Origin of the sequence: Leeuwenhoekiella polynyae (genome assembly GCF_004104075.1) — a bacterium.
Classification (GTDB): domain Bacteria; phylum Bacteroidota; class Bacteroidia; order Flavobacteriales; family Flavobacteriaceae; genus Leeuwenhoekiella; species Leeuwenhoekiella polynyae.
This window is the reverse complement of the sequence record NZ_QOVK01000009.1, coordinates 24,467-39,536: the sequence shown is the minus strand read 5'-3', so window position 1 is coordinate 39,536 and position 15,070 is coordinate 24,467. Positions and strand designations below refer to the sequence as shown.

The 15,070-nt window shown below is 38.3% G+C and carries 18 protein-coding genes; 10 read left to right on the top strand and 8 right to left on the bottom strand.

What is annotated here, in order from left to right:
• The first annotated feature begins 43 nt into the window (after window positions 1-43).
• The 9 genes from sufC (at window position 44) to DSM02_RS11210 (ending at window position 6,647) form a co-directional block, all read left to right on the top strand.
• The gene (sufC, locus tag DSM02_RS11245) at window positions 44-796 is read left to right on the top strand and encodes a Fe-S cluster assembly ATPase SufC (protein ID WP_128761657.1); all 753 of its coding nucleotides are present in this window, start codon (window positions 44-46) and stop codon (window positions 794-796) included.
• A 106-nt stretch (window positions 797-902) separates the two neighbouring features.
• The gene (gene sufD, locus DSM02_RS11240; protein ID WP_128765725.1) at window positions 903-2,216 is read left to right on the top strand and encodes a Fe-S cluster assembly protein SufD; all 1,314 of its coding nucleotides are present in this window, start codon (window positions 903-905) and stop codon (window positions 2,214-2,216) included.
• A 40-nt stretch (window positions 2,217-2,256) separates the two neighbouring features.
• A complete protein-coding gene (locus tag DSM02_RS11235; RefSeq protein ID WP_128765724.1) occupies window positions 2,257-3,495 on the top strand; it encodes an aminotransferase class V-fold PLP-dependent enzyme in 1,239 nt (412 codons plus the stop codon).
• Between the two features lie 67 nt (window positions 3,496-3,562).
• Complete coding sequence (locus DSM02_RS11230) at window positions 3,563-3,964, top strand: META domain-containing protein (RefSeq protein WP_128765723.1); 402 nt, start codon at window positions 3,563-3,565, stop codon at window positions 3,962-3,964.
• Between the two features lie 5 nt (window positions 3,965-3,969).
• Window positions 3,970-4,398: a SufE family protein gene (locus DSM02_RS11225; protein ID WP_128761652.1), complete on the top strand. Its 429-nt coding sequence runs from the start codon at window positions 3,970-3,972 to the stop codon at window positions 4,396-4,398.
• Window positions 4,399-4,583: 185 nt separating this feature from the next.
• On the top strand, window positions 4,584-4,757 hold the full coding sequence (locus DSM02_RS20375) for a hypothetical protein (protein WP_164918295.1): 174 nt from the start codon (window positions 4,584-4,586) through the stop codon (window positions 4,755-4,757).
• Between the two features lie 4 nt (window positions 4,758-4,761).
• Window positions 4,762-5,091 carry a DUF59 domain-containing protein gene (locus DSM02_RS11220; protein WP_073099325.1) on the top strand — a complete coding sequence of 110 codons (330 nt, stop codon included), beginning with the start codon at window positions 4,762-4,764 and terminating at the stop codon, window positions 5,089-5,091.
• 17 nt (window positions 5,092-5,108) lie between these two features.
• The gene (locus DSM02_RS11215) at window positions 5,109-5,615 is read left to right on the top strand and encodes a DUF2480 family protein (RefSeq protein ID WP_128765722.1); all 507 of its coding nucleotides are present in this window, start codon (window positions 5,109-5,111) and stop codon (window positions 5,613-5,615) included.
• 84 nt (window positions 5,616-5,699) lie between these two features.
• Complete coding sequence (locus DSM02_RS11210; protein ID WP_128765721.1) at window positions 5,700-6,647, top strand: DUF3078 domain-containing protein; 948 nt, start codon at window positions 5,700-5,702, stop codon at window positions 6,645-6,647.
• Between the two features lie 83 nt (window positions 6,648-6,730).
• On the opposite strand, the gene hflX is transcribed toward DSM02_RS11210, so the two are convergent.
• Window positions 6,731-7,957: a GTPase HflX gene (hflX, locus tag DSM02_RS11205; RefSeq protein ID WP_128765720.1), complete on the bottom strand. Its 1,227-nt coding sequence runs from the start codon at window positions 7,955-7,957 to the stop codon at window positions 6,731-6,733.
• A gap of 75 nt (window positions 7,958-8,032) precedes the next feature.
• On the opposite strand from hflX, the gene DSM02_RS11200 reads away from it, so the two are divergent.
• A complete protein-coding gene (locus DSM02_RS11200; protein WP_128765719.1) occupies window positions 8,033-8,980 on the top strand; it encodes an endonuclease/exonuclease/phosphatase family protein in 948 nt (315 codons plus the stop codon).
• Here DSM02_RS11200 and DSM02_RS11195 read toward each other — a convergent pair.
• The 7 genes from DSM02_RS11195 to DSM02_RS11165 all read right to left on the bottom strand — a co-directional run bounded on the left by DSM02_RS11195 (window position 8,977) and on the right by DSM02_RS11165 (window position 15,040).
• Window positions 8,977-9,291, bottom strand: coding sequence for a DUF1456 family protein (locus tag DSM02_RS11195; protein ID WP_128765718.1), 315 nt, complete (start codon window positions 9,289-9,291; stop codon window positions 8,977-8,979). The genes DSM02_RS11200 and DSM02_RS11195 overlap by 4 nt on opposite strands.
• 95 nt (window positions 9,292-9,386) lie before the next feature.
• Complete coding sequence (locus tag DSM02_RS11190) at window positions 9,387-9,680, bottom strand: hypothetical protein (protein WP_205875140.1); 294 nt, start codon at window positions 9,678-9,680, stop codon at window positions 9,387-9,389.
• 129 nt (window positions 9,681-9,809) lie between these two features.
• Window positions 9,810-10,436, bottom strand: coding sequence for a response regulator (locus DSM02_RS11185; protein ID WP_128761637.1), 627 nt, complete (start codon window positions 10,434-10,436; stop codon window positions 9,810-9,812).
• A complete protein-coding gene (locus DSM02_RS11180; RefSeq protein WP_128765717.1) occupies window positions 10,433-12,295 on the bottom strand; it encodes a sensor histidine kinase in 1,863 nt (620 codons plus the stop codon). Before DSM02_RS11180 ends, DSM02_RS11185 begins: the two co-directional genes overlap by 4 nt.
• A complete protein-coding gene (locus DSM02_RS11175; RefSeq protein ID WP_128765716.1) occupies window positions 12,295-12,858 on the bottom strand; it encodes a hypothetical protein in 564 nt (187 codons plus the stop codon). The genes DSM02_RS11180 and DSM02_RS11175 overlap by 1 nt, the downstream gene beginning before the upstream one ends.
• Window positions 12,859-12,931: 73 nt before the next feature.
• The gene (locus DSM02_RS11170; RefSeq protein WP_128765715.1) at window positions 12,932-13,591 is read right to left on the bottom strand and encodes a peptide deformylase; all 660 of its coding nucleotides are present in this window, start codon (window positions 13,589-13,591) and stop codon (window positions 12,932-12,934) included.
• 42 nt (window positions 13,592-13,633) lie between these two features.
• On the bottom strand, window positions 13,634-15,040 hold the full coding sequence (locus DSM02_RS11165) for a DUF5689 domain-containing protein (RefSeq protein WP_128765714.1): 1,407 nt from the start codon (window positions 15,038-15,040) through the stop codon (window positions 13,634-13,636).
• Window positions 15,041-15,070: the final 30 nt, after the last annotated feature.

The following is a 15,070-nucleotide window of genomic DNA, read 5'->3' as shown; positions in this document are numbered from 1 at the left end:
TATCAGAAAAAGGCATTATAAATCAGCCTAAAGAATTTAGAATATGTTAGAGATAAAAAATCTGAATGCAGGTATAGAAGACAAAGACATCTTAAAAGGGATTGATCTTAAAGTAAACGCAGGAGAAGTTCACGCGATTATGGGGCCTAACGGTTCTGGTAAAAGTACCTTGTCTTCTGTTGTTGCGGGAAAAGAAGAGTATGAAGTGACTGGCGGGGACATCTTGTTTGAGAACGAATCTATTTTAGAATTAGATGCTGAAGAGCGTGCGCACAAAGGTGTTTTTCTTTCGTTTCAATATCCTGTTGAGATACCTGGAGTTTCGGTGACTAATTTCATCAAAACAGCAATCAACGAGACGCGTAAGGCTAAAGGTTTAGAAGATATGCCTGCTAGTGATATGCTGAAGATGATTCGTGAGAAATCTGAGCTTTTAGAAATCGATCGTAAATTCTTATCTCGTTCCTTAAATGAAGGGTTCTCAGGTGGTGAGAAAAAGCGTAATGAGATTTTTCAAATGGCGATGTTAGAGCCTAAGCTTGCTATACTTGATGAGACTGATTCTGGTTTAGATATTGATGCTTTACGTATTGTCTCTAATGGGGTGAACAAATTGCGCAGTAAAGACAATGCGGTTATTGTTATTACACACTACCAGCGCTTGCTAGAATATATCGTTCCAGATTTTGTACACGTTCTTGTAGACGGTAAAATCGTAAAATCTGGTGGTAAAGAATTAGCACTTGAGCTAGAAGAAAAAGGTTACGACTGGGTAAAAGCTGAATTAACAGCGTAAAAGAATTAGAAGTCAGCGTTTTAGAATGTCTGATTTTTGTAAAAAGTAAAAAGTGGAGGTTTGCTAATTATGGCACTTTCAATTTTTAACTTATAACTGTAACGAAATGAGTTTAAAAGATAAATTATTATCATCATACCTGACTTTTCAGGAGAACACAGATCTTGATAATAGTATTCACGATATTAAAGATGAAGCTATTAAAGTATTTGAAGAACACGGTTTTCCTACCCGAAAGGATGAGAACTGGAAATACACTTCTTTGAATAGCCTGACAAAACCAGATTACAGTTTGGTTTCTCATGCAGATGATGCTATTGAATTTAAAGACGTTAAGAAGTATTTCTTAAATGATATAGACACCTATAAAATTGTGTTTATAGACGGCGTTTACAGTTCGTATCTTTCTGAAACGACACACGATGGTGTAGATGTTTGTTTATTGAGTTCGGCACTTACTAAGCCAAAGTTCAAGCAGGTAATTGATGTGTATTTCAACAAAATTGCTAAAAAAGAAAGCCTTACAGCTTTAAATACAGCTTTTGCAAAAGAAGGTGCATACATCTATGTTCCTAAAAGCAGAGCGGTAAATAAACCTATTCAGATTGTTCATTTTTCTACCGGTAATGAGGCTAATTTAATGCTTCAACCGCGTAACCTGATCGTTGCTGAAGAAAATGCAGAAGTACAGGTTATTGAGCGTCATCAGAGCCTTAACTCTAATGCTGTGTTTACAAATTCGGTTACAGAGATCTATGCCGGAAAACACGCAAGAGTAGATTACTATAAAATTCAGAACGATAAAGAAAATGCTTCTTTAATAGATAACACGCATATAGATCAGCAAGAATCTAGTGAAGTTTCGGTGCATACTTTTTCTTTTGGAGGAAAATTAACGCGTAACAATCTCAGCTTCTATCAGAATGGGGAACATAACAACTCTATTCTAAAAGGTATTACCATAATAGAAGACAAGCAGCACGTAGATCACAATACCTTGGTTCATCACAAGCAGCCTAACTGCGAGAGTCATCAGGATTATAAAGGTATTTTTGATGATAAATCTACCGGTGTTTTCAACGGTAAAGTTGTGGTAGATGCGATTGCACAAAAGATCAATGCGTATCAGTCTAACAACAATATCCTGATCAGTGATAAAGCCTCTATAAATTCAAAACCTCAATTAGAGATCTTTGCTGACGATGTGCGTTGTTCTCATGGTTGTACTATTGGTCAGCTTGATGAAGATGCTTTGTTTTATATGCGAACTCGTGGTATAGGTGTCAAAGAAGGTCGTGCTTTATTGATGTACGCGTTTGCTAATAACGTTCTGGAGAGTGTAAAAATTCCACAGCTAAAAGCACGTATTACTAATCTTATCGCAGATAAGTTAGGCGTTAATATTGGTTTTGACCTGTAGCATACGTTTTCTTATTCTATAAATTTTCAAAAATTCAGTTATGGCTAGCGTCAGCACACCTTTAACCTTTGATGTCAAGAGTATAAGGAAGGATTTCCCTATTCTAAACCGAAAGGTCAATGAGAAACCCTTGGTGTATTTTGACAATGCTGCGACTTCGCAAACGCCACAACAGGTAATAGATGTTATTGTAGATTATTATTCTAACTATAATGCAAATATTCACCGTGGTGTTCACGCGCTTTCTCAAGAAGCTACAGATGCTTACGAGCAGGCTCGTATTAAATTGCAAAAGCATTTCAATATCCCTAATGCCTATCAAACCCTTTTTACCTCAGGGACAACGCACGGGATTAATATTGTCGCTTCGGGCTATGCCGAAATTTTAAAGGAAGGAGATGAGGTTATTGTTTCAGCATTAGAGCATCATTCTAATATTGTGCCTTGGCAAATGCTTTGTGAAAAGACCGGTGCAGTGCTTAAGGTTATCCCTATGACAGATAACGGGACACTTGATATGGATGCTTTTGAACAATTGCTTTCGGATAAAACAAAATTAGTTTTTGTAAATCACGTGAGTAATGCACTGGGAACTGTAAATCCCATTGAATTTATTATTGAAAAAACACATGCAGTGGGTGGTGCGGTTTTAGTAGATGGTGCTCAAGCTGCTCCGCATATCAAAGCAGACGTTCAGGCTCTTGATGTTGATTTTTATGTGGTTTCTGCTCATAAAATGTGTGGTCCTACCGGAGTAGGAATGCTGTATGGAAAAGAGAAATGGCTAGAACAATTGCCTCCGTATCAAGGTGGGGGTGAGATGATAGATCAGGTCACTTTTGAAAAAACAACCTATGCGGGCTTGCCGCATAAATTTGAAGCAGGTACCCCAAATATTTGTGGCGGTATTGCTTTTGGCGCTGCTCTAGATTATATGAATGCGATAGGCTTTGAAACCATTGCGGCATATGAGCATGAACTTTTAGAATACGGTACAGAGAAATTAAAAGCAATAGACGGACTTAGAATCTACGGAGAGTCTAAAGAAAAAACAGCTGTAATTTCATTTAATATAGAAGGAATTCATCCGTACGATATAGGTACGATCCTCGATAAGCTGGGTGTTGCCGTGCGTACCGGTCACCATTGCGCACAACCTATTATGGATTTTTATAAGATTCCCGGTACAGTGCGTGCTTCCTTTGCGTTTTACAATACTAAAGAAGAGATTGACATATTAGTAGCTGCTGTTGAGCGTGCTAAAAATATGTTGAGTTAATTTTAACCTTTCGATTTGCGGGTATTTCAAGGAATACTAGTAATTTCATATTCAAAATAATAGCAATATGAGAATAGTAATAGCACTGGTTATATTCGGTTTAGTAGGTTTTAGTTCGTGTAAATCCACTAACAAAAAGATGCAAGGGCCAAAGGGTAAATACATTGTACAATCTGTAAAAACAGATTCTATCGCAGATAAAGAGATGACCATTATTTTTAATGAAGAGACCGGTCAAATCAATGGTAGAGGAGTTTGTAACAGCTACAGTTCTACATATGTTGTTAGTGGGGAGAGCATTAAGTTTTCACCTGCAATCTCAACAAAAATGATGTGTCCTGAAGGAACATCCTTAGAATATAATTTTTTTCAAGCATTGTCGAAGGCTAATACCTTTTCAATTAAAAAAGGAAAACTGAGGCTCTATAATGCTGAAAACACGCTGATTTTGACAGCAAAAGACGATTAATGATTATGAGTAGTATTCAAGAAATACAACAGGAGATAGTTGAAGAGTTTGAGATGTTTGACGACTGGATGCAGCGTTATGAATACATGATTGAGTTAGGTAAATCGTTACCACTTATTGATGAGAAGTACAAGACAGACGAGTACATCATTAAAGGATGTCAAAGTAAGGTGTGGGTTCATGCTGACCTTAAAGACGATAAAATCGAGTTCACCGCAGACAGTGATGCGATTATTACTAAGGGGATCATAGCAATTTTGATCCGTTCTTTTTCTGGGCAACCGCCTCAGGAAATTCTGGATGCAGATACTTCTTTTATAGACGAAATAGGTCTTAAAGAACATCTTTCGCCAACCCGGGCAAATGGTTTGGTGAGTATGATTAAACAGATTAAACTATATGCAATAGCCTATCAGGCTAAAGCCGGAAACTAATGATGAATTTAGAAAATAGCTTCATTTTAACTATAGGGTTGAGTGGTATTGTATTTCTAATTGTAGCAGTTTTTATGTATAAGTTTCCTCCTAAAAAAATCAACCCTCTTTATGGTTACCGTACAGTAAAGGCTATGAGAAATCAAGATAATTAGGACTTTGCACAAAAATATTCTTCCTTACGCATGTTAGAAGTCGGTGCTGTTTTTACAATTCTGGCGGCTATTTCAGTATTTGTAATTCCAAAAGGTGATGAGTCAAGAAGTTTTATATTCTTAAGCTTTATGATCTTAGCAGGCGGAATTATATATATGTTTGTAAGGACACAGCGAGCAATCGACAAAAACACTAAAGATTAGAACGATGAGCGATACAAAAGAGATAGATACACAAGAGTTAGGCGAAAAAGTTGTTCGCGTACTAAAAACCATTTACGATCCGGAAATTCCGGTAGACATATATGAGCTTGGGCTTATTTATGATGTGTTTGTAAATGAAGATTATGAGACTAAAATCTTAATGACACTTACCACTCCTAACTGCCCGGTAGCAGAAACGCTGCCTGTAGAAGTAGAGGAGAAGGTTAAGACCATAGATATGGTAAAAGACTGTGAAGTTGAGATTACTTTTGATCCACCCTGGACGCAGGATCTTATGAGTGAAGAAGCAAAATTAGAATTAGGTCTGCTTTAAACCTTTAATCTATTTTTATGGAAGAAATCATAAACAGAGTAGCAAACAGCAAGCTTAAAACTTTTAATCTGGAGGATTTATATCCTGCCGGAAAACGGGAAACTATTGATATTGCTCAATGGCTTACCGAAGGTTTTATTTTGCGCGAAAAAGACTTTCGCGAAAGCTTAAAAAACTTTGACTGGTCTGTTTATGAGGATTCTTATGTTGCGCTTCAATGCAGCACAGATGCTATTGTGCCTGCCTGGGCTTATATGCTTGTAACTACTTATTTACAATCTGTTGCAAAAAAAATAATTGTAGGCTCACTTACTGATTTAGAGACCGTTTTATATACTGAAGTTATTCAACAATTGGAGGTGTCAGGTTATGAAAATGAGTATGTGATTGTTAAAGGTTGTTCTAATAAACCGGTACCTCAAAACGCCTATATTTTATTGACTCAAAAACTACAACCCGTAGTTAAAAGCCTGATGTTTGGAGAGGCTTGCTCTTCTGTTCCGCTTTTTAAAACGAACAAATAATTAATAAATCTTATTTTTCTTAGTATTTACGCCTGTTTAAAAAATGACGGTTAATTATCTTTGCCGAAAGCAACAAACAGAACTATGAAAAAATTACTATTTGTTTTCTTGATGACATGTACACTAACTGCTGTATATGCTCAGGATAAAACTGAAGAAGAATTAAAAGAAGAGATGGCTCCTAAAAAAGCTGAAATTGCAAAACTTCAAAAAGAAGTAAAATCATTGCAATCTCAAATAGATAATCTTCCAGGTTGGAAATTTGGTGCGTTTGGTACCGTAGGCGCAAACTTTAGCTGGTTTAATAGTTGGTATTCTCAAGGGAATCCTAACGTTTCTTCTGCAACTGTTGGTGCCACTGTAAATGCATTCGCAAATAAGAAAGCAGATAACTATTTCTGGAGAAATGCATTAAATCTGAATCTGGGTTGGGTGAAGTTTGACGATCGTGACGATCCTACAGACGACGACAGTTTCCGCAACGCGACAGATGTTTTTAATATAACCTCTTTATACGGTTACAAGTTATCTGAAAAGCTTGCCGTTTCTACCTTAGGGGAATACCGTACTACGATTCTTGATAACTTTAATGATCCGGGATATCTTGATGTGGGTGTGGGTATGACGTGGACTCCTATAAATAACCTTACAGTTGTGGTGCATCCTTTAAACTATAACTTTGTTTTTAGCAGCGAAGATTCAGTTTTTGAATCTTCTTTAGGAGCTAAGATCGTTGCAGATTACACCCGTCAGATCGGTAAAATAGCTTTTAAATCTAACCTCTCAGCTTTCCAAAGTTATAAGAGTAGTGACTACTCAAACTTTACCTGGATCAATTCATTCAACTATAAACTCTTCAATAATATTGGGGTTGGTTTTGAGTTTGGTTTAAGAGGAAACAAGCAAGAAAATTTAGACTACCAATTAGCTGAGTTTGTAGATAACGGTAGCGTGGGTACAGAACCTAACTTTGATAATCTAGACAGCCAATTACAATCGTATTATTTATTAGGACTGACGTATTCATTCTAAGTAAGAGATTTCCAATTATTGCAATCATAAAAAAAAGTCCGATACTGCACTGTATCGGACTTTTTCTATTCAATACGTTTGAGTTATTCTTCTTCCTCACCGGTATACAAGTCATATTCCGGATATAAAAAGTTGTTATACGGGAAACGGGTAATGTGAATCTCACGCACACGTTCATAAACCTTTTTGCGGAAAGCTTCCATATTGTCTTTGTTTAATGCCGAAATAAAGATTGCATCACCATCCATACGAGACATCCAGGTGCGCTCCCATTCTTCGAGAGTAAAATGCTCTTCAGTACGTTGGGTTACTAAATCATCATCATCAATGGTTTTATGGGTATAGGCATCAATTTTATTGAATACCATCAGCATCGGCTTGTCAGAACCTCCTATTTCATCCATAATCTGATTTACAGAAGCAATATGATCTTCAAACTGTGGATGCGAAATATCTACCACATGCAAGAGCAAATCGGCCTCGCGTACCTCGTCTAAGGTACTTTTAAACGATTCTACCAGCTGTGTAGGCAATTTTCTAATAAATCCTACTGTATCACTCAAAAGGAAAGGCAGATTGCGTATAACCACTTTTCTAACGGTGGTGTCCAGAGTTGCAAAGAGTTTGTTTTCGGCAAAAACTTCACTTTTACTTATGGTATTCATCAAGGTAGATTTACCCACGTTGGTGTACCCCACAAGGGCAACACGCACTAATGCTCCACGATTTCCGCGTTGTACAGCCTGTTGCTTATCTATTTTCTCAAGTTTCTTTTTAAGTAAAGTGATACGGTCGCGTACAATACGTCTATCGGTCTCAATCTCTGTTTCACCAGGTCCCCGCATTCCGATCCCCCCACGTTGCCGCTCTAAGTGTGTCCACATACCGGCAAGTCTGGGCAATAAATATTCATACTGCGCCAGTTCTACCTGAGTGCGGGCATAACTGGTTTGTGCACGTTGCGCAAAGATGTCAAGGATTAAGTTGGTACGGTCTATAACCTTACACTTCAGTATTTTTTCAATGTTTTTTTGTTGTGCCGGGCTCAATTCATCATCAAAAATAGCAGTACCTACCTCGTATTGGTCAACATAAGCGCGTACCTCCTCCATCTTCCCGGTGCCTATAAAAGTTTTCGGGTTTGGCGTGTCCATTTTTTGAGTGTAGCGTTTCAATACTTCACCCCCTGCGGTATACGCCAGAAACTCCAGTTCATCCAGATATTCTGTAGCTTTTTCTTCGTCCTGAAACTGCGTAATCAAACCGATTAATACGGTTTTTTCATATTCTATTTTATTCTCTTCAATCATAAATAAAAGTAAGCTGCAAAGATAAGGATTTAGAAGCTAAGGGTTTCTTAAATTGCTTAGCCTTAAAACTAAATAATGCCTCAAAATAAAATCTGCGTTGCCTTTTACAATTTAGAAAATCTCTTTGACACCATTAATGATCCTAATATTCTGGATCATGATTTTACTCCACAAGGAGCTCTTAACTGGGATGCTTCGCGCTACGCGAAAAAAATAAAAGGTCTTGGAGGCGTTATTGCTGAAATTGGAAAAGAGGAAACGGGTATAAGTCCGGCGCTGGTAGGAGTTGCTGAAGTAGAAAACAAAAAAACACTGAATGACCTGCTGCAAACCGAAGCTTTACAAGGTTTAAATTATGATTTTGTGCACCACAACTCTCCTGATGAACGCGGTATAGATACTGCTTTGCTCTATGACACGCAGCTTTTTGAAGTCTTAGAAACCCGAAGCTACTCGTTACACATCAATACGGCTCAGGGCGTGCGCGATTATACCCGAGATATTTTGTATGTATCCGGATTGCTTAAAGGGGAGCAGGTATATATTTTAGTAAATCACTGGCCTTCTCGTGGAGAGGGTGTTGCGATTTCAGAGCCTAAGCGTATTGCCGCAGCAAAACGCAATCGGGAAATTATTACAGAAATTCAGACAAAAGAGCCGGAAGCGAGAATCATCATTATGGGTGATTTTAATGATGATCCGCAGAGTATTTCAGTTCGCGATCATTTGGTTTCTACTGATTTTTACAATCCTATGGTATTTTTATTAACGCGTTATGCCGGGTCGTTAACCCATCGAGGTGATTGGTATTTGTTTGATCAGATCATTCTTTCACCCAACTGGATGAAGGCTTATGACAATCCCATTGAATATGAGAAATCAGCGATTTACAATCCGGAGTATTTAAAAGAACGAGAAGGAAAGTATCGCGGTAATCCGCTACGTACATACGCCGGAGATAAGTATCTGGGCGGTTTGAGTGATCACTTTCCGGTATATACGATTTTTAAACTGGAGGATTAATCTGCTTTATTAGAAGAGTCTTTCTTCTTACTATTTTTCTTTTTATCCCCGTCTTTTTTAAGGGTCGGTTTACCGGCTTTTTTTTCAGGCATAGGACCGCGCATATGAATGACGAGTCCGTTAAGAAAATTCCGAAGAAATTGATCGCCGCATTCTACATATTTTGGGTGGTCTTCTTTTCTGAATATGGCACCCAGTTCACTTTTAGTCACTGCAAAATCTACTAAAGCACAAATTTTTACGATATCGTCATCCCGCAGTTTAAGTGCTACACGCAATTTTTTAAAGATGTCGTTGTTAGATAAAGCCATATACAAAAGATTAGACGGTAAAGGTAGAAATAAAAAACGCTCCAGTATATCTGAAGCGTTTTCTAAATGAATGGCTGATTCAAATAAATAGGGTCTTATTGATAAATAGGAATTTTTAAGCCTAAATAGACGTCTGCAGCTTTAGAGTTTGAGGATATCAAATTGGTAATTGCGGAAGCTGAACCTACAGTCAGCGGGCCTGCTCTAAGACCAAAACCCCAGGCAAAACCATCATATTGTTGTACACGTATGGGACTATAGACACTAAACCATTTGGTTTCTAATCGTGGAGCTAGTGTAAGCGTATTTGTGATGCGGTTTGTACGTTCTTTATCTTTTGAAACCAGAGATAGCGAACTCTGTACATTGATATAAAATTTGTTTTTCAAGAGACTAGTTTTAATGGTTAATGCATTCAAAACTAAATGAATAGATGTTTCTTGAAAATACCTGATATCTGGTATTTGTTGAAATTCAGGGGGTTATTATACGGTTATTGATACGAAGAATCTGAATTTTTAAAAATCATATTTTTTATCGAGTGCATACCTTAGCAATTCTCCTTTCCCTTTTAATTCTAGAATTCGCATCATGTTTTTGCGATGTGTATCTACCGTATGAACCCCTATAAAAAGCGCGTCTGCGATTTCCCGAGAGGTTTTGCCCTGAGCAATCAGATTCAAGATCTCGAGTTGACGCTTAGTAAGTAAACCACTTTTTGAAGTGCTGCTGTTGGCTGTATTCATAAAATTGAGGTCTATCTGCGAATCAAAAAAGCGTTCTCCTGCAGCAACCGTTTCTATCGCTTTTTTAAGCGTTTGTAAACTTGAATTCTTCAAAATATATCCAGATGCACCGGCATCAAGCATTTGTTGTACAGCGTCATTCTGGTCAAACATGGTAAAGGCTATAACCGCTATATCAGGAAATTCACTTTTGATAATTTTCGTTGCCTGTATGCCATCCATTTTAGGCATGCGTATGTCTGTGATGATCACATCGGGCTGTTTTTTGCGTACGGTTTCAACCAGTTCTTCACCATCAATAGCCGTGCAAACCAATTCTATATGTGATTCTTCCTGTATGAGTAATTGAATACCATCTATTAATGACTGATGATCTTCACCTATTCCTAATCGTATCATAACGGTATATCTAGTATAACTGTGGTTCCTTTTCCGGGTTCAGATTCTAGGGTTAAGCTTCCATTTAAATGCTCTACGCGGCGGTCTATATTGCTTATTCCCATACCCGAAGAGCGTGTAAGCACGTGCCGGGTTTCAAAGCCAACACCATTATCTTCAATCATTATATTTAAGCTGTCACCGTGATTGATAAGATGAATTGTTGCGCTGGTCGCCTGAGCGTGCTTGATGATATTTGTAATCAATTCTTGTATGATTCTAAAAATGCTGAGTTCGAGGCTGTTCTCTAATCTATTGGTCATCTCATGGTGTACCACTTCAATCTCCAGGCCGTTTAGTTGGGAGACTTTTTGAGCGAGTTCTTTTACAGCTCTAAGTAAACCTTGATTGGCGATAACCCCAGAATTTTTAGCGTGAGCAATGCTTCGTACTTTTTGGTAGGCTTCGTTTAGGAGTTCATCGGTCTTGTCAAAAAGCTGCGGAGCTCTCGAAGACTTTAAGGATTCAAAATGCAAACGCAAATTGGTCATTAAAGCGCCAAGGTCATCGTGTAATTCGCCGGCAATACGGGTGCGCTCTTTTTCCTGGCCGGCAATCATCGCATCAATACTCGTAAGCTCTTGTTCTTTTAAAAGATTCTTTACGCGTTCTTTCTCCAATTCATTTTGTTGCTCTGCCAGTTTGCGACGTTTTTTGCTATTTGTTAATACGAGATAGCCAATAAGAATTAAGATAACAAGCAGCGCCAAAAGCCCTAAAGTAATTAGGAGAAAGCGCTTTTTGGCTTGTCTTTCAAGCAATAAATCGTTGGCTTTTTTTTCGGTTTCTAATTCAACCTGAAGTCTTGATATTTCTAAAGAATTATCTCTAAAGTTGATTTGGTGACCTGCTTCAACGTGCGACTTATAATGCGCTAATGCTAAAGAATCATTGCTCAAACCCTCGTGAAATTTGGAGAGATAATATTCTACAAAAAAGGTATTTTTTAAGGAATCTTGCGGGTTGTAGCAACACGAGACTTCTTTTAGTTTTTCTAGTGCAGATTCAGACTTACCTTGTAAATGCTCCAGATAGGCCAGTTTTGTTATTGCCGAAAACCGGTTGTCGTTGTAATACGGGATGTCTTTTCCTTCATCAAAAACCTTTTGATAATAAACTGCAGATTTGTTGAGGTTTTCGGTTAATTCATAAAACAGTGCAATCTCTAAGTAAAGCTTAGGTAAGAGCTTACAATTAGGCTCTAGCTGCGGAATTAAAAGCTCTAGTTGCGCAGCTCTTTTGTGATAGACCGATTGCACATGCAAAACAGAAGAATCAAAAATAACCTCATAAACCTGAACGTAAACCTGATCATGAATATCACTAATAAGACTTTTATAGTGATCTAAAAAAACCTGATAATTGTTATTGTTTCTGGCAATTTCGTGATGAAAATACTGTAAAATAGCACGCAGTGAACGTCTTTGGAGCGGTTTGTATTTGGTGCGATTGGCGCTTTTTAAAGCAGCATAAAAATAGGGGTAGGCTGCTGTGCGGTCTTGCGAAAAGTAAAATGCATAATAGCCCGTATTGAGCAGATATACGGTATTTAAAAAAGGATTTTCACTTTTACGTTCTTGGCAAAGAGATGCATATTCTGCAGCCTCACCGGTAAATCCCTGATACGTAATACGTGCAAAAGTTTTAAGCGGTATGGCATACGTAGTATCGGCAATGGTTTGTAATTGCTCAACTGCATGCTGATTTTCGAGTTCTTTTAAATACTGAAAATAGGCATCAAAATCCGAAAAGTCTGTTTGCTGCCCAAACGAAAAGCTAAAAACTAGAAAGCAAAGAAGTTTAGACAGCAAACGAACCATTAAATCAAAACTTTAAGTTCTGAGAGCATACAGCGTGCGCCGGGAGCTTTATCTATTGCGTCAAGTTCGTAAGGAACTTTACTTTGTATGCATTTCTCGATATCACCACAGTTGTCGTTATTGAGTAAGTCATAAGGGGGTTTGTTCATCTTAAAATCCCCATCTCTGTAATAAAACTCATCATCGTGAATATATTTTTCTTTGCTAGAAACTTTAGATAAGTTTCTTATAAACCTCAGATTTTCTGTAGGATCAATTACAAAATTTTCTAAGGTACATTCCTTATTTTTTTTAAGTGCCTGAAGTTTTAATTCACATTCTTGACGTTCCTTGTTGAACTTAACCTTGCGCAAACCAATGTCTAGTATTCCTTTATAATTCACCAAGCTAAAAGTAGCCTTGGCTATTTTTAAACCATCTGAACCATTATCTTCGACTTGAAAATTTCCATAAACAGTGAAGAATGTTCCATAAAGCGATGATGCATAAACTAATTGTTGATAATTTTCTGAGCCTTTACCAAGATAAACCAGGCCTTCTATTCCATCGTAATCAAGTGACATATCTATATGATTTTTAGTTAGATCTAAATTTAAAGAAAGGCAAGAAGAAATTTTATACCCGCTATCGGGTATTTTAATTTGAAAGACTGTCTAAAGTCATCAAGCCTTCTGCGTCTTTAACTTCCTGCTTTAAATGATCGAGGTATAAGATGCCGTTGAGGTGGTCAATCTCATGTTGAAACACCACAGCTGTAAAATCTTCAACCATTTCAATTTCATGAGTAGCATCGGGTTTGTCATATTCAACCAGAATGGCATAAGCCCGGGTAGAAAGCGTGTCACGCCTACCGGGAATAGACAGACAACCCTCCGGGCAGTCTTGTTTCTTTTTTGAGTACTGCTTGATCACAGGATTGATGATGACTTCAAAAGGGAAACCTTCTTTGTCAAAACGTTGTACCCAGGCTATATTTTTTAAGACCCCTACTTGTGGAGCCGCAATGCCCGCACCCAGAGAAAGGCTGTCGCGCACCGTAGCATACATACGGTCTATGAGGTTTTTAAGAATGGTGTCGTTAGGATCTACGATCACTCTTTCGCTGGGAGTACGCAGCAACAGCGAATCACTTTTTTTAGTGATTTTAAAGACCCGCATGGGAGTGACCGAGTCTGCAGCCATAATGAGTTGTGCTTGTTCTGCTGTAAATCGAGGAGTTTTTTGAGCGGTTTCTTTTTTAGAATTACAGGCAATACAACCAATAAAAAGTAAACTGAGTAGGGTAGTTTTAATCAAAATATGCAGGTTTTAGTTTCCTAAAAATAGCATTTTTATTGCTTAGTCTGCCGTAATACTTATGTTGTCAAGCTGATAGGTGCCATCAAAGTCATCATGTGTACTGCCGGTATATTTAAAAGCTACATAACCGGTTTCACCGGTAGCACAGGATAAACTCACGATGCCAGAACTGTACCAATCTCCAAAGAAATCCTGATCACGAATTACAAATGCGTCACCCAGAACAGACCAGTTCGCCTGCGTAAGTGTTGCCGCATCGCCATCCCAATCTGAACTGAACAGCACTTCAAGATCACTACCGTCTGCAAAGCTACTGCTGGTTTCAAACCTGATTCTCACATGGGTGTTAGAAGCTAAATCAATTGCCGGTGTGACCAACCAACAAACACTCAGAGCATCACCAGATTGATACGAGTCTATACGTGCAGAAACTCCCTGTGAAGCATTATTACCGGTTGCGGTATAGGCTTCCCAGGCTTGAATTCCATACTCTATAAAATTGGTCCAGCCGTTACCTTCTATGGGATTGTTACGGGTTTGTTCGCTAAAGTCGTCTTCAAAAAGAAGGCTTGTTCCTAAAACTTCTGCAAGACCGCATTGGAGTTCGACAGGATCACAACGCTCAGTATTTGTAAAATCAATAGCTGCTGTGGTGTTGATGCGAATGATGTAAAAGTCATCGTAAAAATCCCGACTCAGTACTCCTTGAATGGTTCCGCTTCCTGTGGGGAGTGCAACAGATTTAAACTTAGCAAACGTACTGGTGCTTACCAATGTTCTGCCTTTTGTATCACAGGTTTCTAACAGCCGGATACCGTCAAATTCATCGGTCACTTCACCGGCAAATGTTTTTATAGATTCGTCTAAAACCTCATCCCGATTAAACTGTGCATGTTCAAGACTGATCAACAAGTTCTCATACGCTTCAGAAAAGTCAGCGATTGAAATAGGTAATGGGACTAGTGTGGCAACTTCAGGTGTTCGTAGTACGTGTTTGCCAATTAAGGAATTCGGAATATCAGTGATCCCGTTGCCGTCTCGTATGCCCATCTGTACAATGCCATTTTCAGTTGTGACTGCGAGTCCGTCAAGATACACATAGACTTTACGACCGGGTTCAAAAACGGTATAGATGGCGTTTTGATTCAGCTGAATCGTGATTCCACCCTGTGGATTTTCAGGAGCATCTTGTAGTACGAGTTCGTGATAAAAATTACCCGCTACATCACTGCTAATTACATAACCGGTAAGGTAGGTGTCTGAGTCTTCATATTCGATAATGGGTTCTGTACTTTGGGTAAGATTATTAATTACAGAAGTAATAGGTACCTCGGTGCCTTCCGGTACCACCTCTGGTAGTGAAGTATCTGGGACTTCAAATTCATTGGTGACACAGCTCAGGGTGCTAAAAATGACTAGAAAACTTAAAAAGGGATGTGCTTTCATAATGCTTTTAATTTTGATTCCGTGAGAACG

What these genes read in the sequence shown, in the direction of transcription:
- sufC (WP_128761657.1), top strand. Translation starts at nt 44, where the DNA reads ATGTTAGAGATAAAAAATCTGAATGCAGGTATAGAAGACAAAGACATC.
- sufD (WP_128765725.1), top strand. Translation starts at nt 903, where the DNA reads ATGAGTTTAAAAGATAAATTATTATCATCATACCTGACTTTTCAGGAG.
- DSM02_RS11235 (WP_128765724.1), top strand. Translation starts at nt 2,257, where the DNA reads ATGGCTAGCGTCAGCACACCTTTAACCTTTGATGTCAAGAGTATAAGG.
- DSM02_RS11230 (WP_128765723.1), top strand. Translation starts at nt 3,563, where the DNA reads ATGAGAATAGTAATAGCACTGGTTATATTCGGTTTAGTAGGTTTTAGT.
- DSM02_RS11225 (WP_128761652.1), top strand. Translation starts at nt 3,970, where the DNA reads ATGAGTAGTATTCAAGAAATACAACAGGAGATAGTTGAAGAGTTTGAG.
- DSM02_RS20375 (WP_164918295.1), top strand. Translation starts at nt 4,584, where the DNA reads ATGTTAGAAGTCGGTGCTGTTTTTACAATTCTGGCGGCTATTTCAGTA.
- DSM02_RS11220 (WP_073099325.1), top strand. Translation starts at nt 4,762, where the DNA reads ATGAGCGATACAAAAGAGATAGATACACAAGAGTTAGGCGAAAAAGTT.
- DSM02_RS11215 (WP_128765722.1), top strand. Translation starts at nt 5,109, where the DNA reads ATGGAAGAAATCATAAACAGAGTAGCAAACAGCAAGCTTAAAACTTTT.
- DSM02_RS11210 (WP_128765721.1), top strand. Translation starts at nt 5,700, where the DNA reads ATGAAAAAATTACTATTTGTTTTCTTGATGACATGTACACTAACTGCT.
- hflX (WP_128765720.1), bottom strand. Translation starts at nt 7,957, where the DNA reads ATGATTGAAGAGAATAAAATAGAATATGAAAAAACCGTATTAATCGGT.
- DSM02_RS11200 (WP_128765719.1), top strand. Translation starts at nt 8,033, where the DNA reads ATGCCTCAAAATAAAATCTGCGTTGCCTTTTACAATTTAGAAAATCTC.
- DSM02_RS11195 (WP_128765718.1), bottom strand. Translation starts at nt 9,291, where the DNA reads ATGGCTTTATCTAACAACGACATCTTTAAAAAATTGCGTGTAGCACTT.
- DSM02_RS11185 (WP_128761637.1), bottom strand. Translation starts at nt 10,436, where the DNA reads ATGATACGATTAGGAATAGGTGAAGATCATCAGTCATTAATAGATGGT.
- DSM02_RS11180 (WP_128765717.1), bottom strand. Translation starts at nt 12,295, where the DNA reads ATGGTTCGTTTGCTGTCTAAACTTCTTTGCTTTCTAGTTTTTAGCTTT.
- DSM02_RS11175 (WP_128765716.1), bottom strand. Translation starts at nt 12,858, where the DNA reads ATGTCACTTGATTACGATGGAATAGAAGGCCTGGTTTATCTTGGTAAA.
- DSM02_RS11165 (WP_128765714.1), bottom strand. Translation starts at nt 15,040, where the DNA reads ATGAAAGCACATCCCTTTTTAAGTTTTCTAGTCATTTTTAGCACCCTG.